Below are 26,201 nucleotides of genomic sequence, written 5' to 3'. Positions count from 1 at the left end.
AAATTTCTGTGCCTTCTATGGAGCAACTCCTTTCTTTTTATAAAAATCAAATTGCCGTTCATAAGCAACAACTGGCAGAAGTTAAAAAGCAACTTCTACTATCCAGTATTTTACGTTTAGTTGTTTTTTCTGCAATGGCATTTGGGGTATATATGACCTTTGGTAATGTTAAATTGGTCATGGGTATAGTTTTGGGAGGAATTGCCCTCTTTCTTTTCTTGGTGTCCAAACATACGGATCTTCGCTATAAAAAAGATAAAATAGAGGCTATTCTCAAAATCAATGCCACCGAGATTTTGGTCTTGGAACGTAAATTTCATGACTTGCCGAACGGACAGGAATTTGCGGATTCGGAACATTTTTTTAGTCAGGATATCGACCTCTTTGGGAAGGGATCTTTCTATCAATATTGTAATAGGACTACTTTAAAACAGGGGAGTGAAACCTTGGCGACACTCTTTTTGGCCAATACCCTTACAGCAATTCCTTCCAAACAAGAGGCTATTGAAGAATTGGCAGGTATCCCAGAGTGGCGACAAGAGTTTTCCGCTATTGCTAGCTTGGTGAAAACAGAGACGCCCTATCATAGTATCATCAAATGGTTACAGACCTATACCACCTTTGTTCCTAAAGTGATGAAGCTATTGCCCACGCTATTCTCCGTGATTTCCTTGGTGCTTGTTGGAGGATATTTTTCGGCTTTCCTTCCCGGTTGGCCTGTTTTAATATGGTTTCTTTTGGGATTGGGAATCACAGGACTTTATTTTAAGAGTATTACAAAGCTCGCTATGGATACCAGTAAAGTCCATAGCACCTTTCAACAATATCAGAAGTTGATCGTAGAAATAGAAGGTATTGCGTTTAAGGCCAGCTTATTGAGCGATAAGAAGAATAACGTCATGGATGGGAAGGGAAAAACTTCGGAGCGACTAAAGGAGTTTTCCCGGATTCTAAATGCTTTAGATCAGCGGAACAATATGCTTTTTGGTTTTTTGGGAAATGCCTTTCTGCTATGGGATTTACATCAGGCCTTTAAAATCGAAGCTTGGATCATGAAATACCGTTCTGCGGTGCCGCAGTGGTTCAAAACCATTGCGTTTTTTGATGCCTATAATAGTTTAGGGAATTTTAAATTCAATCACCCCGAATATCGCTTTCCCACCATATCGGAAGAAGCCAATATTGTTTTGGATGCCAAGGCTGCGGCACATCCTTTATTAGATCCTAAAAAAGCAGTGTATAATGATATATTGATCAATGCCGATCAGTTCTTTATTATTACTGGAGCCAATATGGCTGGGAAAAGTACTTTTTTAAGGACGGTTTCCCTGCAAATTGTAATGGCAAATATGGGCTTGCCCATTTGCGCAGAAAAAGCTATCTATAAGCCTATTAAGTTGATTACCAGCATGCGTACCACAGATTCACTTACCGATGATGAATCCTATTTCTTTTCAGAATTGAAGCGTTTGAAGTTTATCGTTGATGAAATACAGCACGACCGTTATTTTATTGTTTTAGATGAAATTTTAAAAGGCACCAACAGTACCGATAAAGCCATTGGATCGCGGAAGTTTGTAGAAAAATTAGTGGGGTCGGGCGCTACAGGGATCATTGCTACCCATGATTTAAGTTTATGTGAAGCTGCAGATGAAATAGCGCAAATTGAAAACCACTATTTTGATGCGGAGATCATAGATGACGAACTGCATTTTGATTATAAATTTAAGAAAGGAATCTGCCAAAATATGAATGCCTCCTTTCTCCTGAAGAAAATGGAGATTGTATAATTGGGAGTTGGCCTTGTGATAAATTAGAAACGAAAAGACAAGGGGAAATGATAGTACGTAAACCCCAATCGTATAGCACATGGATTCTTTAACACAAATTGTATTGGGAGCTGCCGTAGGTGAGGCAGTATTGGGAAAAAAGGTGGGCAATAAGGCCATGATGTATGGTGCCATTGCAGGTACTATCCCGGATTTGGATGTTTTGGCTCGCTACTTCACAGATGCATTGACAACCATAGAAGTGCATCGGGGGTTTAGCCATTCCCTAGTGTTTAGTGTGTTATTTGCTCCTGTTTTTGGATGGCTGATCTCCAAAGTGGAACGAAAACAGCATTTGGGTTGGAAACCTTGGTCTTGGTTAATGTTCTGGGGTTTGGTGACCCACCCTTTATTGGACGCCCATACCACTTGGGGAACCCAATTCTTCTGGCCTTTGGACCTGCGTTTGGCCTATAAAAATATCTTCGTCATAGATCCTTTATACACCCTACCTTTTCTAGTATTTCTGCTGTTGGCCATGCGCCAGAAGAAAACATCCCCTTTACGAAGTTGGTATAATAGCATGGGTTTAATAGTAAGCAGTACCTATTTGGGAGTGACCCTGATGTTAAAAGGGTTGTCCTACACCAAATTTACAGATGCCCTAGAGAAGCAAGGTGTGGCGTATACGGCAATTTCTACAAGAACGACTCCCTTTAATGCAATCTTGTGGACCGCAAATGTGGATGCCGGAGATCATTATCTCATTGGGAACTATTCTTTTTTTGACAGTAAGCCCATACAATTTAGGAGCTATCCTAAAAATCACGCAAAGTTGGGCGCATTACAAGAACATCCTAAGCTGAAACGCTTGATGAAGATTGCAGAATATTGGTTTACCATTTCCGAAAAAGAGGGCAACTTGTATTTTAATGATTTGCGATTTGGATTGGTGAGTCTGGATCCCAAGGAGACCCAATTTGCATTTTCGTACAAACTTACTAAAGAGGAAGAAGTGCTTACCATAGAAGAATCTCCCCGATTTGGCCGTGCAGATGCACGGAAATTATTCCTCGTCCTTTGGGATAGAATATGGGGAAATTAGGGATATCGCTAAAATGTATATCGAAAGTAAATTTCCATTCGTCGACACTTTTCTTCCATTCGTCGACAGCAAATTTTTTTTACATATTTATTGCAGATGTTTGTAGGGCAAAACATACAGTTATGAATATTCTATTTATCGAAGACGACACCATAGAGACGATGAAATTAACACGGACCATAGCAAAAATGGAATGTAAACATCGCGTAGTGGAAGCTAAGAATGGTGAACAAGCCTTGGAAATCTTGAGGTCGGGAGAAGCATTGCCAGATGTAATTCTGCTAGATCTTAATATGCCCAGAATGAATGGAATTGAATTTCTGGAAATCTTAAAAAAGGATGATGTCCTAAAATTTCTTCCTACAATTATTTTGACAACATCCGAAAATCGCGATGATTTATTGAAATGTTATCGTATTGGTATTGCTGGATATATCATAAAGCCCTTAAAATATGAGGATTATGAGCAGAAGTTGAAAAAAGTCTTTGAATATTGGGAAGTAAATGAATTGATAAAAGCCTAACAGAAATCAGGCTTTCACAACATTTATTTTTATTTTAGGTACTAAATTTCCTACATTTATTTCGTAAAATACGTAATATGAAAGGAATAGTTTTTACCGAATTCATGGAAATGGTGGAATCCCAGTTTGGGTTGGAGGTTGCCGATACGATTATCGAAAAATCGAATTTAGACTCCGAAGGTGCCTACACCGCCATAGGAACTTATGATTTTAATGAAATGGTGAGTTTGATCACCAATTTGAGTACAGAGATCAATGTGCCCGCTGACGATCTTATCTATGCTTTTGGACTACATCTTTTTGACAGCTTGAGTAATGCCCACCCCGAAGTAATAAAGAACTACAGGGCGCCCTTGAACTTATTGTACGCCATAGAAGACCATATCCACGTACACGTAAAGAAACTATATCCCGACGCCGAACTGCCCAGCTTTAAAATATTGGAAAAGACAGAGAATAGTCTTTCTATGATTTATTCTTCTTCTAGAGGCTTATATCGTCTGGCTCATGGCCTTATTGAAAAAACATTTGAACATTTTAATGGAACTGCAGAAATCATCTATGAGCTGTTAAAGGAGGATGGGACTGAAGTAAAGTTTGACATCATACAGCATGGATAATAAAGAAGTACTTCTTTTAAAGAAAGCATTGGCCCGACAAAAAAAGGCCCGTATCCAGGCGGAACGCATCTTAGAAGAAAAATCTAAGGAACTGTATGATATGAACAAGCATTTGCAGGAGAGCAATCATAGGTTGCAAAATCTGTTGAATGAGAAAGCTTCTGAACTCGATGGTGTCTTTATCAATATTATTGACCCCTATATTGTCATGGACCTGCAGTTCAATGTGATCAACATGAATGCTTCCGCCAAGAATTTTTTGGGATATGATCATAACGAAGAACACATTAACCTTTCGCAATTGGTGCATAAGGACTATGTAGAATATACCGTGGAATCTATTCGTTCTCTTTTAGAGATTGGAAGCCTTAAGAACTACAAGGCTAAAATTGTAGTAAAGGATGGTACGGAGAAATTTGTGCAGATCAATAGTAGTGTGGTGTATGATGCAAAGGGTGTCCCCATTGCCGCGCAAGGAATTATACGGGATATTACCCAGGAAACGGAAATCAAAAATTTATTGGATGACCAACGCAAAGAACTAGATGTCATTGTTCAAAATTCCCCTTTGGGAATTGTACTTACCACCGAGGGGAAGATAACCAAGGCCAATAAATCTTTTGTAGAACTTATTGGGTACTCCGAAATAGAACTCAAAAGCTTAAAGATTAAAGATATTTCCTCTCCTGAGGATGTGGAGGCTTCCATGGCCTTAATGGAAAAAGTAAACTCTGGAGCGTTGGAGCATTTTTCCATAGTAAAAAAATACGCTAAAAAAGATGGTTCTCGTTTTTTTGCAAAAACTACGGTCAGTGCCTTACGCGATGAAAAAGGAGAACTGAAGCATCAATTAGCATTGATAGAAGATATTACGGCCCAAAGAAATTTGGAGGCGCAGAAAGAAAAACTTTTAAAAGAATTGGAAGCCAGTAATATGGGCCTTCGGGAATATGCACATATTGTATCCCACGATTTAAAATCTCCCTTGAGGAGTTTGAGTGCCCTGGCCACTTGGTTAAATGAAGATTATCAGGACGTCCTTGATGAGAATGGGATATACAATCTTAAAATGATGCAGGAGAAAGTAGAATCGATGGATAAGTTGATCGATGGCATTTTAAAATATTCCACGGCATCCAATGATGCATTGCATGAAGCAGAGGTGGATGTAAACGAAGTGGTCAAAGAGATTCGTGACAGCATCTACATTCCCGAACACGTAGAAGTAAAAATAGCAAACGACCTTCCCACTTTACACGCTGATAAAATCAAAATTCACCAATTGTTTCAAAACTTTTTAAGTAATGCCGTGGTGCATATTGAAGCAAAGAAAGGTCTGGTAGAGATAGGGTGTAAAGATATCCAGACCCATTGGGAATTTTACGTAAAGGATAATGGCGTTGGGATTCCTGAAGAATACCACGAAAAGATATTTAAGATTTTTCAATCCGTTGGAAATAAAGAACGCTCTACAGGAATTGGACTGTCTATTGTAAAAAAGATCATTGATCGCTACAACGGAAATGTCTGGTTGGAAAGTGAAACCGGAAAAGGAACGACCTTTTTCTTCACCTTAAAAAAGAAAACATGAGAATTATTCAGGGCAAAAAAGAACAAGATGGTAATTGGGAGTTTCTATCTGATGAGCGCAATTTAAGGGAACCTCTGGTTTTAGTGTTCGGGAACCGCTACACTTTAGAATCCACGAGTTTGTATGATGAAATAAAAACAATGTTCCCAGATGGACATATTGTTTTTGGATCTACCGCAGGAGAGATTTTAGAAAGCGAAGTATTGGATCAAAGTTTGAGTTTGACCGCTATGGAATTTGAGAAAAGTACCTTTACCGTACAAAGGGCCAATGTGGCCGATTTTACGGATACTGTTCAAGATTTAGGAATGGCTTTGTTGAAAAAACTACCGAAAGAAGGACTACAGCACATTTTTGTAGTATCGGAAGGCAGTAGTGTTAATGGGAGCGGCCTAATTGAAGGAATGGAAAAAGAACTGCCAACTGGAGTTACACTTTCCGGTGGACTTTGTGGAGACGATGCACGCTTTGAACGTACCTTGGCTTCTTATAATGAAAACCCAAAAGAAGGAGAAGTGATCGCTATAGGACTCTATGGAGATACCTTGGAAGTTACCTGTGCCAACTATGGAGGATGGACCGGTTTTGGGCCAAAGCGCACCATTACCAAATCTAAAGATAATGTATTGTATGAGCTCGATGGATTACCGGCTCTGGATCTGTACAAAACCTATTTAGGAGAAAAGGCAAAAGAGTTGCCCCAAGCGGCGCTGCTATATCCTTTAAGTGTAAAAACACTTGATAGTAAGGAGAGTATTGTGCGTACCATTCTAAATATTAATGAAGAAGAAAATACCATGATCTTGGCCGGGGACGTTCCGGAAGGAGCTGAAGTGCAGTTGATGATGTCCACGGTAGATGATATTGTCCACGGAGCTCAGACTGCCGCCACATTTGCCATGAGAGATCGCAAAAATGAACCAGAACTAGGGCTTTTGATCAGCTGTGTGGGTAGAAAATTGGTCATGGACCAGCGTACAGAGGAAGAAGTGGAGGAAGTCATTGAAGTGATTGGGACTAAGGCGAAAGTAGCAGGCTTCTATTCGTACGGAGAAATGGCGCCTTTTGCTGGGGCAGACCAATGTAAATTGCATAATCAAACCATGACCTTAACACTTATTAGCGAATGACACATCCTCTTTTGGAACGGCAGATTCGGAAGTTTCTTTCTGAGGAACTGGCCTCCGCTGAAGAATTACAATCTTTTCTTCAGGCGGTAGGCGCGTCGTATCAAAACAACGATGATAAATTGGCGTTGATCCAACGTTCAACGGTAATTAGTTCCGAAGAATTATCCCAGGCGAATTTAGAACTTAGAAATGAGGTAGAAAACCAGAAGAAAATTTTTAGCGCATTATCCAATGCCATTAAGATGATCGATACCTCGGATACTGCAGATGAAGAAAACCCACTTGCAGATTTCGATGCCTTAAAATTAGCCGCCAAAATAGAACAACAAGCCGATAAATTGGTACAACTTACTTCTGAGAAAAACACCTTATTGGAAGATTTGGAAGTGCAGAATGAATCCTTGAGCAATTACGCCCACATGGTTTCACACGATTTAAAATCCCCAATTCGCAATATAAGCGCTTTGGTAAGTTGGATCGGAGAAGATGAGAAAGAAGGGCTTAGTGAAGACAGCAAGCGGAATTTTGATTTGATTGCCCGAAATTTAACCAAAATGGATAATCTCATCGATGGTATTCTAATGCATGCTACCATTGCCTCCTATGAAGGGGAAAAGACCAATGTAGATGTCACCGGTTTGATCGAGGATATTAGGGAAACCATTTTTGTTCCGGATCACATAAAGATCAAAACAACGGAAGGTTTGCCTACTATTCATACAGAGAAGTACAAACTGGAGCAATTGTTTAAAAATTTGTTGACCAATGCCATTACCGCTATGGAAGATAGTACAGATGGTGCCATTGTAATTTCGGTAAAAGACAACAAGAAATTTTGGGAGTTTAGTGTAAAGGATAACGGTAAAGGAATTCCCAAAAATTACCAAGCCAGCATTTTCGATATGTTTAAAAAGTTGGAAAACAACGAAAATGCCACGGGAATTGGACTGGCCCTAGTCAAGAAAATTGTAAACAGTTATAAAGGAGAAATTTGGTTGAACTCGGATGTGGGAGAAGGCACAACATTCTTTTTTACCATCAAAAAACAAGTAGCATGACAGAAGAACCCAATTTAACTTATATCAAAAATTTAGCAGGAGGAGACAGTGCTTTTGAAAAGAAATTCATAGGCATTCTACAGACCGAATTCCCAATTGAAAAGAAAGAATACCTTGGCAATATCGCCGAGGATATGACTCGGGAAGCTGCTCTGAATGTGCATAAATTAAAGCATAAGTTCAATATCCTTGGTCTAGAAGAAAGCTATAGGTTGGCCGTAACCTATGAAGAAGACCTGAGAACAGGAAATACGGCATTGAAAAATGAATTTCATTCCATTTTGGAAACCATTGAAGTGTATCTTAAAACTATTTAACCATGAATTGTATCATTGTAGATGACGAAGCCGCCGCAAGGGCCATTATGGAACAACTCTGTTCCATGGTGCCAGATTTGAACGTAATGGATTCTTTGCCCAATGCCATGGAAGCCATTAAATTTTTAAATCAACAAACTGTAGATGTGGTGTTTTTGGATATCCATATGCCAGGGTTTACGGGTTTTGACTTTGTACAGACCCTAAAAAATCCGCCCAAAATAGTGCTGATTACCTCTGATACCAATTTTGCCATAGAAGCCTATGAATATGAAGCTATTGTAGATTATTTGGTGAAACCCCTAACATTGGAACGCTTTAAAAAGTCCTTGCAAAAGGTAAAAAATGCCATGGCAAAAACAGTAGTGCCGGCACATGCTTCCGAAGGAGAATTGGAAACCAATTCAGGGGAAGACCTCTATATCAATATCGATCGCAGATTGATTAAGTTGAAGTACGATGAAATTTTACTGATCGAAGCCCAAGGGGATTATATTGACGTAAAAACCCAGAAAGAAAAGTACCGCGTGCATTCCACACTCAAGAAAATCAAGGAGAAATTACCGGACAGTATTTTTCTACAGATTCACCGTTCTTTTATCATCAACTTCTCTAAAATCATAGATATCGAAGACAATAGTGTCTTGATAGAAAAGAATGTCATTCCCATTAGCCGATCCAATCGTCCGGAATTGATGCGACGGTTGAATTTATTGTGAGTTGTTTAGCTTGCTTTTTTACCGTAATAATAAGCCAATACCAACCCTGTCTTTTGTCACTTTTTTTTGAATAAGTGGGACAAAGGATGAGAGCGTGTCCGTTCGTATTCCGTGATTTTCCTTTCCTAAAAAGATTATAAGAAGACATGGATTAAATCCATAGTTTTTAATATATTTACTGCTTTAAGCTTTAGGGGTGTTCCATAAAGGAACTGAGAAATACCCTTTGAACCTGACATGGTTAGTACCAGCGAAGGAAAAAGTAAATGCGAGAACATCGTTGTCCTCCTCTTTTTGGTCAATATCCTCCCGATATTGCTTTCAAAGTCCGTATTGTACCCTGAGTTCATATAATAATTGCAGATATGATAACAATACAGGTCAATGAGGCGGCCATGGAAATCGAAGAAAACCATACCCTTTATCAATTATTGGAACAAATCAATACCACTTCGGACGGTATTGCGGTTGCCATTAACAATAGCATCATTTCCAGAGATACTTGGGCAAGCCAAGCCTTATCAGAGAATGACCATGTATTGATCATACAAGCAGCCCAAGGAGGATAATAATGGTATTTCCTACTTCAAGAACCTTAAAACACTAGTACAAGAGAATGAAAAACAAAGACACAGCACCCAAAGAAGGAATCATCAGTAGAAAACCTTTTCCAAATTCAAAGAAGATATATGTCTCCGGAAAAATCCACCCACAAATAAAGGTGGCCATGCGCGAGATCCATTTGAGTGATACCAAAGATTCCCTTAGTGGAAAATTGATTCCAAACGAACCGGTGACGGTCTATGATACCTCAGGACCTTATACCGATCCGGACAAGGAAATCAATGTGCACCAAGGAATTGAGCGTATACGGGAACAATGGATCTTAGAGCGCGATAATGTAGAGCAGTTAACTTCTTTCACCTCTGAATATTGCAATGAAAGATTAAATGACACTCGCTTAGATCATATGCGTTTTTCACACCTTAAAAAACCGTTGCGCGCTAAAAAAGGAGAGAATGTCACCCAATTGCATTATGCTAAAAAAGGAATCATTACTCCAGAAATGGAGTATATTGCTATACGGGAGAATCAGCGCATTGATGAAATGACCGAGTTGGCAAAACAACATAAGGGAGAGCATTTTGGGGCGGCAATTCCTGCGAAGATCACTCCTGAATTTGTACGCGAGGAAGTGGCAAGAGGGCGTGCCGTTATCCCGTCCAACATCAATCACCCGGAAGCGGAGCCTATGATTTTAGGACGAAATTTTCTGGTAAAGATCAATGCCAATATTGGAAACTCTGCTACGACTTCCTCTATTGAAGAAGAAGTGGAAAAAGCCGTTTGGGCCTGTCGTTGGGGAGCAGATAATATTATGGACCTATCTACCGGACAGAACATTCACGAAACCCGGGAATGGATCATTAGAAATTCCCCTGTGCCCGTGGGTACGGTTCCTATCTACCAAGCTCTGGAAAAAGTGAATGGGGTTGCCGAAGATCTAACCTGGGAGATTTTTAAGGATACGCTAATAGAACAGGCAGAGCAGGGAGTGGATTATTTTACCATCCATGCCGGAGTGCGATTGCGTTATGTTCCCATGACCGCAAAACGCGTTACCGGTATTGTTTCCAGAGGAGGGTCCATCATGGCAAAATGGTGTTTGGCCCATCACAAAGAAAGCTTCCTGTATACCCATTTTGAGGAGATCTGTGAAATTATGAAGTCCTACGACGTCGCTTTTTCATTGGGAGATGGTCTACGTCCTGGATCTATTGCCGATGCCAATGATGAAGCACAGTTTGCAGAACTGGAAACTTTGGGAGAACTTACACAGATTGCCCGTAAGCATGAAGTACAGTGCTTTATAGAAGGTCCGGGCCATGTACCTATGCACATGATCAAGGAAAATATGGAAAAGCAGATCGAACTTTGTGATGAAGCGCCTTTTTATACCTTAGGACCTTTAACCACAGATATTGCACCCGGCTATGATCATATTACTTCAGGTATTGGAGCAGCCATGATTGGGTGGTTTGGTTGTGCCATGTTATGTTATGTGACGCCTAAGGAGCACTTGGGATTGCCCAATAAAGATGACGTACGGGCAGGCGTGGTGACCTATAAACTGGCGGCACATGCCGCAGATTTGGCCAAGGGGCATCCCGGAGCCCAGCACAGGGACAATGCCTTGTCCAAAGCACGATTTGAATTTCGATGGGAAGACCAGTTCAATCTTGGTCTAGATCCAGAATTGGCGCGGGAATATCACGACGAGACCTTACCTGCGGAAGGGGCGAAAATTGCGCATTTTTGTTCCATGTGCGGTCCTAAATTCTGCTCTATGAAAATATCCCAAGAAGTACGTGATTTTGCCGCTACGAACGAAATTGTGGATAATGAGGTCATTCAAAAAGGAATGGATGAAAAATCGCAAGAGTTTAGGGAAAAAGGATCAAAAGTATATCTGTAAACATGATTGTACTCATTGCCCCTGAAACGGATATCCAAGATGAAATACATACCTTGCACCAACTTTTTGAGGCAGGGCTGACGCACTATCACTTTAGAAAGCCAGATAAGGATTATGAAGCGCATTGTGCGTATCTCCATCAGATCGATACGCAATACCATGATCGTATTATGGTACACTATCATCATGAATTGCTTCAGGAATTTGATTTAAAGGGCATTCACTTTCAAGAACAGAAAAGGAGGGATACGCCCCAGATAGCCGAATATCTAAGTGATTTTGAAGGCATAACGGTAAGCTCGTCTTTCCATGAGCCCGAGGAATTGGAGGGTTGTACTTTTCCATTCGACTATCATTTATTGAGTCCCGTATTTGCTTCCATTTCCAAACAAGGCTATGAAGGTAAGGGCTTTGATGTGAATCATAGTGCTAAAAAAATTATAGGTATGGGTGGGGTGACTGCAGATAATATTCCAAAATTTAAGGCATTGGGCTTTCAAGGTGTTGGTGTTTTGGGAGGAATCTGGAAGAGCGCCACACCGATTGCCGATTTTAAACAGATGCAAGGTTTTTTTGAGTGAAGGAACACCATTACATACTATCCATTGCAGGTTTTGATCCTTCAGGAGGAGCAGGGATCATGGCCGATGTGCAAACCTTTCAGGCCCATGGGTTGTACGGATTAGCTGTGTGTACTGCAATAACGGTACAGAACGACATTGAGTTTAAATCTTGTGAGTGGATAGAAGAGCAATTGGTTTTAGATCAGATCGAAATGCTTTTTAAGCGTTTTAAGATTAAAGTGATCAAAATTGGGATTGTTCCCCATTGGAAGAGGCTGCTTAGGATTATTGAAAAGTTGCGGGCTTATGATGCGGAGCTTACGATTGTGGTAGACCCTGTATTAAAGGCAAGTGCGGGCTTTGATTTTCACAGCAAGGATGAGATGGGAATTCTGGATAAAGTCCTGGAAAAAATAGACCTGATTACTCCAAACGATGAGGAGGTCCAGCTGTTGTTCCCTTCAAAATCGGTACAAGATACCCTAGCATTCATGCAAGAACGAACGGCGGTGTATCATAAAGGAGGGCATCGAAAAGATAAAAGGGGTTGGGATGTGCTGTATATGCATCAAGGCGATACTTTGGAAATTCCTCCGGAGGCAGCAACCATTTATGAAAAGCACGGGAGTGGTTGTGTATTATCGGCTGCCTTGGCCAGTCAGCTGGCATTGGGAAATGCTATGGAAAAAGCAGGAATTCTCGCCAAAGCTTATACCGAAGCTTTCTTGAATTCCCATACAGGACATTTGGGAACACATGCCACGATAGCACCAGAAACCTTAACAACATATTGCACAGATAAGAAAGAAGCGTAATGACCATTCCAAAATTACATTATATTTCCCAAGGAGATTCCCCTGAAGCACATTTAGAGGCAATCCAAAAGGCTTGTGCTGCCGGAGCCGAATTGGTACAATTGCGTTTGAAGCATACGGAGCGGCAAATTGTTTTGGATACGGCCGTAGCGGCAAGAAAACTGACCGCACATTTTCAGACCCGTCTGATTATCAATGATGATTATGAGATTGCAAAGGAGGTAAAGGCAGATGGAGTACATTTGGGAAAAACAGATGCTTGTCCCACAGAGGCCCGGGCACATATGGAAAAATGGCAATGTATTGGGGGCACGGCAAACACCCTTCAGGATTGTGAGGAATTAATAGCGAAAGAAGTAGATTATATAGGTTTGGGTCCCTACCGCTATACCAACACCAAGAAAAACCTGAGCCCTATTTTAGGAAGGGAAGGCTATTTGACCATTTTAGAAATTTTAAAAACGGAAACCCCCATTATTGCAATAGGGGGAATCACTTTAGAAGATGTACCCCAGCTATTGACCACTGGAATTCATGGCATTGCGGCCTCCAGTGAAATACATGAAGATTTTAACCGCATAGGGAAGTTCAATCAATTATTAAAAGCACCTGCAACACAAGAGCAAGTTTGGAAACTAGAGCAGTAGTATGAAAGATACGTTGACCATAGCAGATAAAACATTTAATTCCCGACTTTTTACAGGAACGGGGAAATTTAGTAGTGCCGCGCTAATGCGGAAAGCCGTATTGGCTTCGGAAAGTGAGCTGGTAACAGTGGCGCTGAAACGTGTGGATATTGAGGATAAAGGTGATGATATGTTGACCCATCTCAATGCACAACATCTTCACCTACTGCCGAACACTTCTGGAGTACGAACGGCAAAGGAAGCCGTATTTGCGGCACAACTGGCGCGGGAAGCCTTAAAAACCAATTGGGTGAAATTAGAAATTCACCCAGATCCACGCTATTTATTGCCGGATCCCATTGAAACCTTGAAAGCAGCCGAAGAGTTAGTGAAATTAGGTTTTGTGGTGATGCCCTATATTCATGCAGATCCCGTATTGTGCAAACGTTTGGAAGAGGTAGGAGTACAATGTGTAATGCCGCTAGGGGCCCCTATAGGAAGTAACAAAGGGATAAGAACTTTGGATTTTCTTGAAATCATTATCGCCCAAAGCAATGTACCTGTCATTGTAGATGCCGGTATTGGTGCACCTTCCCATGCGGCCCATGCTATGGAATTGGGAGCAGATGCGGTCTTGGTGAATACGGCCATTGCGGTTTCCCAACAGCCCGAAGAGATGGCAAAGGCCTTTAAAATGTCCGTACAGGCGGGAAGAATGGCTTTTAATGCCAAATTGGCCCCTATGAAGAATCATGCAGAAGCCAGTAGCCCATTAACCTCTTTTTTACATGAGTAGTTTTAGAGAGACTTTTGTGCAATACGACTGGGATCAACTGGAAGAGGAAATCTATGGGGTGACTTCCGAAGATGTCCAAAAGGTGTTGTCCAAAGAGAAGATAGGACTGGAAGATTTTAAAGCCTTGATCGCTCCTGCAGCGCAACCTTTTTTGGAAGAAATGGCACAACGGAGCAATCAACGAACCAAAAAGCGTTTTGGAAATACCATCCAAATGTATATTCCCATGTACCTCTCCAATGAATGTCAAAATATCTGCACCTATTGCGGTTTTAGTATGACCAATGCCATCCGCCGAAGAACGCTTACAGATAAGGAGATTTTAGAGGAAGTGGCCCATATAAAAGCCTTGGGCTATGATCACATTTTATTGGTGACCGGAGAGGCGAATAGGAAGGTAGGCGTATCCTATATCAAACATGCCATTGATCTGGTACGGCCTCATTTTTCCAATATCAGTATAGAGGTACAACCCTTGAATAAGGAAGAATATGAGATTTTGATTGAAGCAGGGCTCTATGCCGTATTGGTCTATCAGGAAACCTATCATAAGGCCACCTATAAAATACACCACCCTAAAGGGAAGAAGTCTAATTTTGACTACCGCTTGGAGACCCCCGATCGCCTGGGGAGGGCAGGTATCCATAAAATAGGATTGGGAGCCCTATTTGGTTTGGAAGACTGGAGGGTAGATAGTTTTTATACCGCCTTACACCTTCAATACTTGCAAAAAACCTATTGGAAAACCAAATATTCTATTTCATTTCCCCGCCTACGCCCCCATGAAGGGAATGTGGAACCCAAAGTAGCCATGACCGATGCGGACTTGGTGCAATTGATTTGTGCTTACCGACTGTTGGATGAGGATGTGGAACTTTCCATGTCTACACGCGAAAGTGAAACGTTTAGAAATCATTGTATCCACTTGGGAATTACCTCCATTAGTGCAGAGTCCAAAACCAATCCTGGAGGATATAGCGTTGCCCCGGAATCTTTGGAGCAGTTTGAAATTTCTGACGAACGTTCCACGGCCGAAATCAAAGAAATGATTCAATCCCAGGGTTATGAGGTGGTTTGGAAGGATTGGTCCAAAAGCTATTCGGAAAAATTATAATCAAGAAATTAATCCGTATCCTCTGTTCCCAACAGCTCACCCTACTTAACTTCCCTAAGGGATAGGAGCTATTTGCGATGAGGAGTCCTGTTGCTTCACTACAGCAAGTAATCAGACGCTACCTTGCCCGGCGATCTCCATACATTTCTATTTTTGCATAATCCCATGCTTTTTACCATTCGTCGACAGTAAATTTCCATTCGCCCCTACTGCTCTTTTTTAGTCTTGGGAATACACCATCTTTGAGAAAGTAAAACCTCTAAATCCAAGATTATGGAGAAGCTATTTCAAACAGAAAGAACAGTGGACGACATTATAGAGACTTTGGATACTCAAAATTTAATTGCCATAAAGGATCAATTGCGTCAGCTTATTGACCAAAGTGAGCAATTGTTATGGAGCTTGAAAAAAATTGAGACCCAAACCAAGGAAAATAAAAAAACATACCATAAAGCTAAGGTAATCTCTTTATTGAAAAAGTCTTAAAATAAAAAACAAAAGCGATGAAAGCACTTATGATGCATAGCAGAAAAAAATTCCCCTTGATGCTCTTTTTGGGCAGTCTGCTCCTTTTGTTCGGTGGGGATTACCTCTATAACGAGTTATTGGGGGTAAACGATTTCTTAAACGGGTACTATATTTTTGGTTTATTGTTTTTTGGACTGGTGGCGCTGATTTTCTTAGGAAAGAGAGCGCTGATTTTACCCTTCACTAAAAGGTATTTTTCTAATTTTTTCCAGTTCCAAAAATCAAAGCGACTCTTCCGTTTTATTGCTATGATGTTATTATTTGAGCTCATTCAGATGCTTATGGATTCCAATAATATTTTCCTAATGGATATGTATTTTGAATTTTCCAGCGCTCATTTATATGGTAGTATGGCCTTTGTAGGGAAGTTTCTCCATATCATTGCATGGACTTGTATTTTAGTGTTTTTACCAAGGATTTTCCGGAAAGTTGAAAACGGAATTCGACCAAAGACAATACTCTTGCGTTACGTACGGGCGGTGCTGTTGTTTGCATTGGCTTTTACAACTGCCTCTTATTTTTTTCCCCATACCTTGTCGTATATCATGTACGGAGACGGCTACGCCATGAATGCTGGCCTATTGGGAAAATATATGTTGGTGGTCACACTTTTTATCATCGCTAAAATGTTTACCTATTACTTTTTATATCAGAAACGATACCTACCTGCTTTTTTGACCATAAGCTTAGGGATTTCACAGACCGTGTTGATCGTGCTTTTTCACAGCAGCATTGTTATGGTAGTGCATATGCAACTGATTGTCATGGTAACGCTGGTAGTGGCGCAATTGCTATACTTTGCTCAGAATCAAAATATATGAACCTACTTTATATTGCTTGGATTGAACCAGAAGCTTTTCCCCCGGAGTTTCTGGTTTTTTATATCCCCAAAGAGGGCAGGTGTTTTACCTTGTGATAGGTCAATGCCGCCCTGAGACAGGCTTTCAATGCTGTTAAGGGTAAGGTGTCGGAAAGCTGAAATGTAATTGCTCTATTTCCTTCAAAAGATAAAGTGTCTTTATAGATCATTCTAAAAGTAGGGACTAACTTACTGGTACATTGAAAATACAAGGCATACTGATGCGGTTTTTTGGCTTTCCAATCCATGCGGATGGTACTTCCGTTTTTGGTCAAAAAACTGGGCTCCCCCCATTTTAAGGTTTCTTCTAACTGCCCAATGTCTTGGTGCTCTTTGGCCGTGTTGACGATAAAGGCTCTGAGATCCTGCATCTTTTGGCGTACGTCCTCTGGATAGGCATCAAAGATGGCATCTACCCTAGGGTCGGTTTTTAAAATCAAATCTTTCATAGATACATTTAAATAGGCATTTGTGTCCACATTAGACCATCTAGGCCTTCGCTACAATTCATAAATATCGTGTATTTGGGCAATACGAAATCCATTTTGTATTACTTTTTTGGCTTCCCGACTGCTAGGGTCTAGAATAGGATTGGTGTGGTTAAAATGGATAAAAACTATTTTTTGTTTCTCGGCAGCCGTTAATCCTTTGAACTTTTCCATGCTTTCAATGATAAAAGGATGTGGTATTTGGGAAATATCGCGATTACCGATTTCCTTTCCACTGTAGAAAGTAGCATCTACAAAGGCGTAATCTACCTGGGCAATTTGCTGAATGATGTCTTTGTCCCATTTTTCCCATTTGTCAATATCCGGAATAAATAGAGCAGTTTTATTGGGACCTTTGATACGATAGCCCACGGTTTCAGAATATTCATCGCGGTGCGGCACTACAAGAGGTGTAACACTCAGCGTCTTTGAAAGGGGAATCGATTGCTCATTTTCTAGGGGTAGGAGCGCTATGTTGTTCGTATGCACCAGTTGACTCCAAGGGCCATTCTGGACTAAAAATTGCTGCATTTTAGGCATCGCATATACCGGAGTATTATCGGCATTGGTAGCTTCTTTCCCTAAATACATTAAGCCGGTATAGTGCCCAATGTGGGCATGGGTCAAAAAGATACCATCGGGCAACTCTGCATCTTTCTTTTTTCCAAATTGTTTTAGCGCTTTTAATTGACGTGCAATATCCGGAGTTGCTTCAAAGAGGTATTTTTTTTGAGTTTCTTCATCATATACCCCCAAGGAAACCACTTGTCTTTGTAGGTCTGGGATATCAAATAAGACTTTACAACATTCCCTTTTACAGGCAATATGGGGGGAACCCGCATCTTGAATAGTGCCTAGAATCATCAATGAAGTAGTTGTCTTATGAGGTTGGGAACTTTCTTCCGCTGTATACTTGCCACCGCAAGCTGTCACGAGAATTAGAAAACTTAGACCAAGGAAGTGTTTCATCATATCGGAGAAATATAGGGTTGAAATCCATACAGAAAACAGTGGTAAATTAAAAATATGACAGCTCTTTTTCTAGTAGATTCCCGATAAATGTAGGTATAATTTTGGGGGAATAAGGAAGAAGACTTTTTAAAGTGGATGAGATTTATCAAAACATAAGGGGTACCGGTCTATAGGAAACTGCTACTCACCTAAAATCAAGGGTGGAAATGGGTTTTTTAATGGAAATTTACACTATCAGCAGGATGAAAGAAAGTATCATTTGTTGAAAAAGTATTTTCCAGAATGTTTTGAGGTTAAGTATAAATCTGGAAAATCACTGTAATTATGTGTTTTGGTTAGATAGAAAAGGGGAACGTTGTGGTTAGCGGTTCCCCTTTTCTTATGTTATGAATAAGGTATAGAGCGAATAGTCTAAAAAAGTGTATTTCATCGAAAAATAGGAATATTCTTACAATATAATAATGAATTTACGTTATGATAACACTTTAACCTTAATTTAAAATTAGTAACAATGGCTATCGAAATTAAAAAAGAGAACGGAGCATTTAAAATATTTGGCGCAATTACTTCGCAAAATATGCAATCCTTAAAAAACTATTTTGAATCTGTGATTCACCAAGACGAGCAGATTGTACTGAATGTTGAGCGTCTCAATCATATTGATAAAAGTGGTGCTTTTATGTTGGAAGGATTATACAAAAGTGCAGCTTTTGCCAATAAAGTAATTTCTATAGTAGGAAGACAGAACAAGAAGATTTTCCATAAAATGACAGAAACCAATACCAGTTATATTTTCTGTAATGATCGGGTATAGCTAAATTAGAAATATCCGATTGAATTTATTCGAAATCTACCATTTAGCCCGTATAGGGCTTAAACATAAAAAGATTGCTTGAATTGAAATTGAGGAAATAAGCATGTGACCTCATTGGACTATCGGACGTGCATAATTCCTATTTAAAATGGCCTATGAAGGGCCATTTTTTCTTTTTTAAACAAAAAGGTTATAATCCTTTCACCTGTACATCATGAAAGCTGTCTGCCTGGAGTTTTAGCAATTCTTCGGCCTTTTTCTTCTTATAAGCATAGACTTCCTCTTCTTCGGCAATCTCCCCATATATTTTTTCATTAAGGGAGGCGTCGGTTGCCATGACATGTTTTCGCTGTGCTACCTTCTGTGTTACCCAGGTCTTGAGTACGCTTTCTTCTTCCTCCAATTTTAAATCATATGCCCCTTTGGGGGCTAGTAATTTGGCAATAATAGGAGAAGTTTCGATGGCCAAAAACAAAAGGAAAATGAAAAAGGAAGGTAACCATGGCAATTCTTCCAAAGCATTGATACGTGCCATTAACCCATCAAAACCATCTATAATAGGCTGGGAATCTTTGACCACGCTGGCATATTCCGTGTTTAAAGCCGCAATCTGATCTTCAATGGCCCCTATTTTAGTATTGTTTTTTTCTTTCAGTTGCTGTAATTCTGCGAGGGCGGCATCATGCTTTTCCCTTTTTTCGGCATAGACTGGGCCTTTTCCTAGGAGTTTGGTGCCGGCCGTTCCTTCAGCTTCGGAAATATAAATGTCATATAGGGCATCGGTTGTCGCTTCTTTTTGGGTAATTTCTCGTTTTAAGGCAAGGATATCTTCATTTAAAGCTTCTACCGAAGGCGTATATTGCTGTGCCAATTGTTGTTTATTGGCCAAGGTCATCTCATTCTTTTGTTCCAACAAAACCTGATTGATCTCCTTTTCAAAAATTTTCATTTCCAAAGGCTTGGAAATTACAATAGCAATGATCACGGCCAAGATGATTCGTGGTGTGGCCTGTAGCAGTTCTTTCCAGAAACTGTCTTGCTTTTTTATGGTAGATACAATAAAACGATCTAGATTAAAAATAAGAAGTCCCCATATGAGCCCAAAAAAGATGGCAGTATATACATTGTCAAAAACCGTATATAAAGCATAGGCGCTGGCAATGAAAGCCATGACTGCCGTAAAGAACACTGTAGCACCTATTCCGGCATATTTATTCTGCTCCCCATTGGAGCAAGTGGCTAAAATGTTGGAATCGGCTCCGGAGCAGAGAATGAAAAAGCGCTGTAACATAGTGTTCTGATTTGATTGATAGACTATTAGAACGCGGTTTGAGGTAATTTGTTACAAAAAAGCCTCAAAAAATGAGGCTTTAAGAAATATTTATCACAGCAATGAACTTTTTATCAGGATTTCTTGTAAATCTTGACTTCTGGTTGCTTTGAAGTGTAGGGATAGGTTTCTACTACAATGTCCTTATCACTACGAATGATTTTAAGACCTTCTTCTTGACTAATTTTCTTGTCTTGATAATAAAATTGGGCATTTTTGGCGGCCAATTCTTTACTGTATTTTAGTAAGCTTGAAGGTAGGCGAAATGTAGCAGTATTTTTAGTCTCCCGTATTTCTTCCACTTCTATTTCTTCTCCATCGAAATGAACTTCTTTTACTTCAATTTCTTCCATGATTTCCTCTTCTTCCTCGGCTTCAGGAGCCACTTCTCTCACTTCAATTTCCTCTACAATCTCCTCAATTTCTACCGCCTCTGCTTGTACCTCTTCTACTTCTATCTCTTCCACTTCCACCTCTTTTGCTTCCCGGACTTCTTCAATTTGGATCGTTTTCTTTTTTGGGGGTTTGGGAGCAACCGGTGGTGGAGGTGGAGGAGGCGGAAGCAATGCTTTATCGGCTTCGGTCAATTCGCTTCTTTTTTTATAGGTTTTTTCTCCGTCCTTGATCAAAAGCACATAAGGATGTCTTGGTATGGTAGGACGCCTGGTCTTTCTTTTATCCGTTCTGGCCAATCTAAAATATAAGCTCCCCAATTCGGAGTGGAGTTTTTCCAATTTACGCTGCTCCGCTCTGGATTTATGGATATAGTGGGTCTTCTCATTACGAATACGTTCATAGACTTCCAATTTTTTCTTGTATTCCCCCAATTTGTCCTGGATTTCAATAACTTCAACGAGTACAGGTTTTGGGGGTGGAGGAGGAGCCTGAGGCATGGCCTGTACTTTTTGTTGCTGCTCTGGACTCATGGCGCTATAAATGGCATTCATCCTGTCCCAATCTTTCTTTTTGATGATACGGTCACCTAAAGGAGTGGCATGCATTTTTTTTGCCCAAGCCTCATAGGTCGCCATTTGCTTTGGTGTAGGCCGTTTATCTTGTGGAACGATTACTCTTGGAGCCTCGGGAAGCGTTGGAATCGAATAGCGTTCTTTCTCTTGTTGGGAAAAAGTCTTGTACAATAGTTTCATTTGCGCATGTAAAATGTCACGTTCCAAGGTCTTTTCCGAGGATAAAGCCTTGTATTTCTTCAAAAGCCCTTTATATTCATCACTATCGGATTGCAAGTAGGTTTTGTCGAAGCCCCTTTCGGTATATAAATGATTTTGATAGGCTTGCGGGAAGTTTTTACTACGCGCATTTTTATAGACAAAACTGCTGGTGAAATAGGAAAAATCGCTGGCACGATAATCGTTTAGAACGCTATTGTCCACCACTTTTCCATCGATCCAAAGGGCATATTTGCTTTTGTCTTTCCAGGTTTCCAATTGTGTTTTGGAGGGTTTTTTGCGTTTCACCTCCTTAAGACTGCCTATGGGATTTTCGGGATACTTTTTTACGCTTGCCTTTTGTGCGTCCGTCATCGTGCTATAAATCGCGACAATTCGTTTGTACGCTGCGTAATTGACTACCATTTTTCTGGGGTCCAAGCCAGCCATGAAATCGCGGTATTCTTGCATCATGGCTTCAGAAGCCCCTTTATTCGTGCCTTTTTGTAAGGACCATGGAAGACCTGAAGTGGCTTCGGTGTTAGGGGTAGCTTCTTTTTCGAGTACTACTTTTTCGCTAAAGCTGTACAGCAGTACGGCAACTACCGGGAGGATGATCAATGTCCTCCACAGTGCCGATTTTTTTGAAGTGTTTGTTTTCATGAGTTGAAATCGTTTTTTGATTGATGAATAATTTATAGCATTGGCCAATGCAATGCTCTTCGGATTGGCTGAAAAATCCAATAAGGTTCTTTGATAAGCTGCAGGATCTATCCCTTTGCGGAGTACCGCCTGATCGGCAAGAAATTCATGGTTGAGTTTAATGGCATTCTTCAGCAAATACACTAAGGGATTAAACCAAAGGAGGACCTGCACAAACTCGATCAGCAATACATCGAAACTGTGCTTTTGACGGGCATGGACCTCTTCATGCCAAAATACCTCTTCTGGAATTTCTTGGTGGTCGTATTTTTCCTTGTTCAAAAAAAGATAGTTGAAAAAGGTATGTGGACTGATGAGTTTTTGCAATAACACATGGGTTACCCTATTGTTTTTAAATTTCGGATTCTTGCGTATCCGGAACCAAATACGGATAAGGTTCCTAAAGAATTTAAAGCCAAATAAGAATACGCCAAAAACATAAATACTCCATAAAATTGCAGGGACATAGTCTATAAAACTGGTGGTGCTTATGGCATTAGTAGCTACAGACAGGGTGTTATGTTCCTCCACAATTACCATTTCCAGGGGTAGAGGGGTTACCTCTACATAGGTAGTAAACACCACTAAAGGAATAAGAGCAGAGGCCACAATAGTCCCTAAGAGGTAAAATCGTTTGAACTTATGCATTTGTTCCTGCTCCAAAAAGAGGGTATAGCACAGGAGAAGTACAAAAAGACAAGCACTTGATTTTAACAAGTATATCCACATAATCTATTCTTTTTTAGATCTAAATTGGAATTTAGATATTCTTTATTCGTTTACTGCTATTTGAAAGCTACATGCCCTACCCCTTTTTTCTCTAAGAGTTTGGCTAAGTTTATCGCATAATCCTTTACAATAGGATCTTCTAGAGCAGGAGTTACTATTTTATATGTTGCTTTGAGTTTAGGAAGTTTTGGAGCCAAGTCCCCATACTTATGTTTGGTGTTTTCGGAAGCAATAGTAATATAGGTGTCGTCCAAAGCCCGTATCTGTCCTTTTTTCATGCGGTATCTTTTATAATCCTTATTGCTCATAAATACATAGGTGTTAGAGAGTTCGCGCTTTGAAAATTGATTGATGATGGCTTCAATTTCAGTTATGGTCTTCGGTTCGTCATCTACCATATAGTTGCCGTCATTATCAATGATAATGCTTAAGGATGGCGGACTTTGAGGGTAAGGAGTAGCCTTGTTTATCTGTGCTTTGGTCATTTTGGAAAATATCTGGGCCACGGTAGACATTTCCTTTAGTTTTGTAATAAAAGGCACCTGCGGATAGGGTTTTGCACTATACTTGGCTACAAGTCGTTCGTAGGTGGCCAATTCGGCTGTTGTGGCTCCATTGACTACAGTTTTTGTCGTTTGTTGTACCGGAGAGAGCACAGCAGCTACGGCATTTTCCATGGGCACTTCCCTAACAATTGTTTTGTTGGACGTAAAACCATAGAGTGTAAGGCCCAAAACCGGAATAAGGAATAAGGCTCGTGTAAGGATCGTACGTGTTGAGGTGTGTTTTTTCATGAGTTGAAATCTTTTTTTGATGAATGAATAATTAAGGGCACTGGCAAAGTGCATCTGATGGGTATTGGTTGAAAAAGCCAATAAGGTAGCTTGGTAGGAAGCCGGTTCCATACCCTTTTGGAGTACTGCTTGATCGGCCAAGAATTCATGATTTAATCGAATAGCATTTCTAAAGAGATAGATTAGCGGATGAAACCAAAATACCACCTGTAACAGTTCCATAAACAGGATATCAATACTGTGTTTTTGCCGAGCATGGGTTTCCTCATGCCAAAATACCTCCTGGGGAATATTCCCTTTGTGATAGGCTTTTTCCGGAAAAAACAGATAATTAAAGAAGGTATGTGCTCCGGTCTCATTTGGCAATAACACATGTGTAGTGTGTTTGTTTTTGTATTTTGGATTGTTCCGGATTTTAAACAATAGGTGGTATAGGTTTCGGAGGAATTTGTATCCAAAGAGGAGAAAGCCAATACTATAGACCACACCTAAGAGCACAAGACCATAATTAGAGGACTTTACTGTTGTTATTCCCGTGCTTTCGGACATCATGACCTCAGAATTTCCTCTGGGTGCCACATCGATCAATGATGTGGAGGCAGCTTGTAGGGGCACTTCCACATAGTTCGTAAACACCACCAAAGGTGCAAGGGCCGATAAGAAAATGGCACTCAATAAATAGAAACGTTTAAAGACATGCATTTTTTCCCGCTCCAGAAATAGGGTATAGCAAATCAGAAAGACCAGCAGGCATGCACTAAATTTTAAAAGATAGATCCACATGCTTATTTCTTTTTAAGTTCGTCATCGATCAAGGCCTTTAGCTCTTCCAATTCCTTTTTGCTTAAATCTGTAGCTGTGGTAAAAAAGGATGCAAATTGAGAAGCGCTATCATTAAAGAAGTTTTTGATGAGTCCGTTGACATGCTTGGAGAAATAATCCTTCTTTTTGACAAGCGGATAATATTCCCGCGATTTCCCAAATAAGGTATAGGCTACAAAACCCTTATCGGTCATACGCTTTAATAGCGTGGCAATGGTGGTGGTTGCAGGTTTGGGCTCGGGATAGGCCTCCAAGAGATCTTTCATAAAACCTTTTTCCATTTTCCACAAATGGTTCATCAATTCTTCTTCTGTTTTTGATAACTGCATGTTCTACATTATTAGAGTTTGCTCTACAAACATAGAACATATATTTATATTCTACAAGTGTAGAATGTTAAAAAAACAAAATTTATCGATTTAAGGGTGTCTCATTGATCCAGTGGAAGCCTCGGGAATGTAATAGGAAATCGTCCAAATCCTTGCGTTTTAAGGCAATATGCAAGGTGTCTTTCTCAAGAATACCACGAAGCTCCAGGCGTTCTGGATTGGAGGAAGAATTGCTAAAATTGTATTCCTTCTGATCCGAATTAGATTCATAAAGAGCCAGTTTGGTAAGTGTACTATCAATATCTAAGCGATATCGTTTCACCTGATCATCCATGGTCTGGGCCAAAGTGGCACGTTTATCCACCACAAGGCGCTTCCATCGCTTTGTGGTACTGAGCAAAGGGAGAAGAGTGTCCCCATTCTTGACAAATAGATCAACTTCCCAAATGCCATATAAAGGAGGTTTTTTGCTTCGCTGTTTTTCTAGATTTAAAGCAAAAATACTGGCTCCAATCAAAGCAACGACTAGTCCTACCGACTTTACCCATATAATTATTTTATGATAGGTGGTATTCGCAATGGGATGATAATACTGATACGCTTCTACTGCTTTATTTTTAATGAAGACATGGCTAAACCTCCGGATATCCGTAGAAAAAATTACTGCTGCGATCAAGACGAGATGAATGGAAAATAACTTCACGGGAATATCGAACATCAGATTCATCATAGCTACCTGCGACATTACGCCCATAACGATAAGAGCCCCTAAAGTCTGTGTGCGTTTAGGTATCAAAAGAAGTCCCCCCAGCACTTCCATGATTCCTGCAAATACGCCAAAACCTTTGGAGTAGCCCATATAGGTCCAGGCTAGACCCATAGGGGAAAATTCCCCTAACGGTTGCAACAGGCGAGATAATGATGGAGGTTGAAACTGCACTTGAAAAACTTTGGCAAATCCATATAATAACATGGCACCGACAAGAAGTATACGAAGAACAACCAACAGCCAATAGAACATTTGATGATAATTCTTTGACCGGCGATCAAGCAAGCTCCAAAGTGCCCCGCTAATAATGCCAAGTAGGAGCGTAGCAAAGAGTTTAATATAGGCAAAGGTATTATCCCCACTACCATTGCCATTGGTATCATAATCGTAGTTGATTCCCAAAACCGTTTCTCCCAACCATCGTAAGGGTGTTTCCAGAAAGGCTCCGGCTAAAAAGAACAACAAAAGATACCAGAAAAAGTAGGAGAAGAGGTATCTGAACCATAATTTGTTGATGGTAGACCAGTTTTCTTTGAATTCTTGTGTCAGTCCCGTTTTTGATACCCACATGCTCTACATTTTTAGATGTTACTCTACAAACATAGAATATAAATTTACATACTGGCCGTGTGGAATGTTAAAAAAATGAAATTTTTCTATTTAATGACGTTCTGTT

Annotated in this window: 26 protein-coding genes and 1 riboswitch; of the genes, 19 read left to right on the top strand and 7 right to left on the bottom strand. The window is 40.3% G+C overall.

The window, feature by feature from the left end; all coding sequences use genetic code 11:
- Positions 1-17 precede the first annotated feature (17 nt).
- The 18 genes from ACEXOE_RS04160 (at position 18) to ACEXOE_RS04075 (ending at position 16,572) form a co-directional block, all read left to right on the top strand.
- On the top strand, positions 18-1,790 hold the full coding sequence (locus tag ACEXOE_RS04160; protein WP_394747468.1) for a MutS-related protein: 1,773 nt from the start codon (positions 18-20) through the stop codon (positions 1,788-1,790).
- A 79-nt stretch (positions 1,791-1,869) separates the two neighbouring features.
- The gene (locus ACEXOE_RS04155) at positions 1,870-2,874 is read left to right on the top strand and encodes a metal-dependent hydrolase (RefSeq protein WP_394747467.1); all 1,005 of its coding nucleotides are present in this window, start codon (positions 1,870-1,872) and stop codon (positions 2,872-2,874) included.
- A gap of 122 nt (positions 2,875-2,996) precedes the next feature.
- Positions 2,997-3,398, top strand: coding sequence for a response regulator (locus ACEXOE_RS04150; protein WP_394747466.1), 402 nt, complete (start codon positions 2,997-2,999; stop codon positions 3,396-3,398).
- A gap of 77 nt (positions 3,399-3,475) precedes the next feature.
- Positions 3,476-4,018 (top strand): heme NO-binding domain-containing protein, encoded by a 543-nt coding sequence (locus ACEXOE_RS04145; protein WP_394747465.1) that lies wholly within the window; start codon positions 3,476-3,478, stop codon positions 4,016-4,018.
- Entirely contained in the window at positions 4,011-5,609 is a 1,599-nt protein-coding gene (locus ACEXOE_RS04140; protein ID WP_394747464.1) for a sensor histidine kinase, read from the top strand. Before ACEXOE_RS04145 ends, ACEXOE_RS04140 begins: the two co-directional genes overlap by 8 nt.
- Positions 5,606-6,739: an FIST signal transduction protein gene (locus ACEXOE_RS04135; protein ID WP_394747463.1), complete on the top strand. Its 1,134-nt coding sequence runs from the start codon at positions 5,606-5,608 to the stop codon at positions 6,737-6,739. Before ACEXOE_RS04140 ends, ACEXOE_RS04135 begins: the two co-directional genes overlap by 4 nt.
- Complete coding sequence (locus tag ACEXOE_RS04130; protein ID WP_394747462.1) at positions 6,736-7,797, top strand: sensor histidine kinase; 1,062 nt, start codon at positions 6,736-6,738, stop codon at positions 7,795-7,797. The genes ACEXOE_RS04135 and ACEXOE_RS04130 overlap by 4 nt, the downstream gene beginning before the upstream one ends.
- Positions 7,794-8,114, top strand: a complete 321-nt coding sequence (locus ACEXOE_RS04125) for an Hpt domain-containing protein (protein WP_394747461.1) — start codon at positions 7,794-7,796, stop codon at positions 8,112-8,114. The genes ACEXOE_RS04130 and ACEXOE_RS04125 overlap by 4 nt, the downstream gene beginning before the upstream one ends.
- Before the next feature lie 2 nt (positions 8,115-8,116).
- Positions 8,117-8,833, top strand: a complete 717-nt coding sequence (locus ACEXOE_RS04120; RefSeq protein WP_394747460.1) for a LytR/AlgR family response regulator transcription factor — start codon at positions 8,117-8,119, stop codon at positions 8,831-8,833.
- A gap of 182 nt (positions 8,834-9,015) precedes the next feature.
- A riboswitch (TPP riboswitch) is annotated at positions 9,016-9,109 on the top strand.
- Positions 9,110-9,198: 89 nt separating this feature from the next.
- Positions 9,199-9,402 carry a sulfur carrier protein ThiS gene (gene thiS, locus ACEXOE_RS04115; RefSeq protein WP_394747459.1) on the top strand — a complete coding sequence of 68 codons (204 nt, stop codon included), beginning with the start codon at positions 9,199-9,201 and terminating at the stop codon, positions 9,400-9,402.
- A 47-nt stretch (positions 9,403-9,449) separates the two neighbouring features.
- Positions 9,450-11,309, top strand: coding sequence for a phosphomethylpyrimidine synthase ThiC (thiC, locus tag ACEXOE_RS04110; protein WP_394747458.1), 1,860 nt, complete (start codon positions 9,450-9,452; stop codon positions 11,307-11,309).
- A gap of 2 nt (positions 11,310-11,311) precedes the next feature.
- On the top strand, positions 11,312-11,890 hold the full coding sequence (locus tag ACEXOE_RS04105; protein ID WP_394747457.1) for a thiamine phosphate synthase: 579 nt from the start codon (positions 11,312-11,314) through the stop codon (positions 11,888-11,890).
- Entirely contained in the window at positions 11,887-12,687 is an 801-nt protein-coding gene (locus tag ACEXOE_RS04100; RefSeq protein WP_394747456.1) for a hydroxymethylpyrimidine/phosphomethylpyrimidine kinase, read from the top strand. The genes ACEXOE_RS04105 and ACEXOE_RS04100 overlap by 4 nt, the downstream gene beginning before the upstream one ends.
- The gene (gene thiE / locus ACEXOE_RS04095; RefSeq protein WP_394747455.1) at positions 12,687-13,334 is read left to right on the top strand and encodes a thiamine phosphate synthase; all 648 of its coding nucleotides are present in this window, start codon (positions 12,687-12,689) and stop codon (positions 13,332-13,334) included. Before ACEXOE_RS04100 ends, thiE begins: the two co-directional genes overlap by 1 nt.
- Position 13,335: 1 nt before the next feature.
- On the top strand, positions 13,336-14,109 hold the full coding sequence (locus tag ACEXOE_RS04090; protein WP_394747454.1) for a thiazole synthase: 774 nt from the start codon (positions 13,336-13,338) through the stop codon (positions 14,107-14,109).
- The gene (gene thiH / locus ACEXOE_RS04085) at positions 14,102-15,223 is read left to right on the top strand and encodes a 2-iminoacetate synthase ThiH (RefSeq protein WP_394747453.1); all 1,122 of its coding nucleotides are present in this window, start codon (positions 14,102-14,104) and stop codon (positions 15,221-15,223) included. Before ACEXOE_RS04090 ends, thiH begins: the two co-directional genes overlap by 8 nt.
- 273 nt (positions 15,224-15,496) lie before the next feature.
- Entirely contained in the window at positions 15,497-15,709 is a 213-nt protein-coding gene (locus ACEXOE_RS04080; RefSeq protein ID WP_394747452.1) for a hypothetical protein, read from the top strand.
- 17 nt (positions 15,710-15,726) lie between these two features.
- The gene (locus tag ACEXOE_RS04075; RefSeq protein WP_394747451.1) at positions 15,727-16,572 is read left to right on the top strand and encodes a hypothetical protein; all 846 of its coding nucleotides are present in this window, start codon (positions 15,727-15,729) and stop codon (positions 16,570-16,572) included.
- Between the two features lie 58 nt (positions 16,573-16,630).
- On the opposite strand, the gene ACEXOE_RS04070 is transcribed toward ACEXOE_RS04075, so the two are convergent.
- Positions 16,631-17,059 (bottom strand): DUF1801 domain-containing protein, encoded by a 429-nt coding sequence (locus tag ACEXOE_RS04070; protein ID WP_394747450.1) that lies wholly within the window; start codon positions 17,057-17,059, stop codon positions 16,631-16,633.
- 51 nt (positions 17,060-17,110) lie between these two features.
- Positions 17,111-18,070 carry an MBL fold metallo-hydrolase gene (locus ACEXOE_RS04065; protein ID WP_394747449.1) on the bottom strand — a complete coding sequence of 320 codons (960 nt, stop codon included), beginning with the start codon at positions 18,068-18,070 and terminating at the stop codon, positions 17,111-17,113.
- A gap of 511 nt (positions 18,071-18,581) precedes the next feature.
- On the opposite strand from ACEXOE_RS04065, the gene ACEXOE_RS04060 reads away from it, so the two are divergent.
- Positions 18,582-18,884: an STAS domain-containing protein gene (locus ACEXOE_RS04060; RefSeq protein ID WP_394747448.1), complete on the top strand. Its 303-nt coding sequence runs from the start codon at positions 18,582-18,584 to the stop codon at positions 18,882-18,884.
- 190 nt (positions 18,885-19,074) lie between these two features.
- On the opposite strand, the gene ACEXOE_RS04055 is transcribed toward ACEXOE_RS04060, so the two are convergent.
- From ACEXOE_RS04055 to ACEXOE_RS04035, 5 genes are all read right to left on the bottom strand, one after another.
- Positions 19,075-20,175, bottom strand: coding sequence for a DUF4407 domain-containing protein (locus ACEXOE_RS04055; protein ID WP_394747447.1), 1,101 nt, complete (start codon positions 20,173-20,175; stop codon positions 19,075-19,077).
- Positions 20,176-20,288: 113 nt separating this feature from the next.
- The gene (locus ACEXOE_RS04050) at positions 20,289-22,811 is read right to left on the bottom strand and encodes a M56 family metallopeptidase (RefSeq protein ID WP_394747446.1); all 2,523 of its coding nucleotides are present in this window, start codon (positions 22,809-22,811) and stop codon (positions 20,289-20,291) included.
- 56 nt (positions 22,812-22,867) lie between these two features.
- Positions 22,868-24,388, bottom strand: a complete 1,521-nt coding sequence (locus ACEXOE_RS04045; RefSeq protein ID WP_394747445.1) for a M56 family metallopeptidase — start codon at positions 24,386-24,388, stop codon at positions 22,868-22,870.
- 2 nt (positions 24,389-24,390) lie between these two features.
- Positions 24,391-24,756: a BlaI/MecI/CopY family transcriptional regulator gene (locus ACEXOE_RS04040; protein ID WP_394747444.1), complete on the bottom strand. Its 366-nt coding sequence runs from the start codon at positions 24,754-24,756 to the stop codon at positions 24,391-24,393.
- An 82-nt stretch (positions 24,757-24,838) separates the two neighbouring features.
- Entirely contained in the window at positions 24,839-26,095 is a 1,257-nt protein-coding gene (locus ACEXOE_RS04035) for a hypothetical protein (RefSeq protein WP_394747443.1), read from the bottom strand.
- Positions 26,096-26,201: the final 106 nt, after the last annotated feature.

The sequence above is a fragment of the Spongiimicrobium salis genome, from assembly GCF_043678055.1.
GTDB lineage: Bacteria > Bacteroidota > Bacteroidia > Flavobacteriales > Flavobacteriaceae > Spongiimicrobium > Spongiimicrobium salis.
Note: the sequence above shows the minus strand (reverse complement) of the source record. Positions and strands in the feature narration are given on the sequence as shown.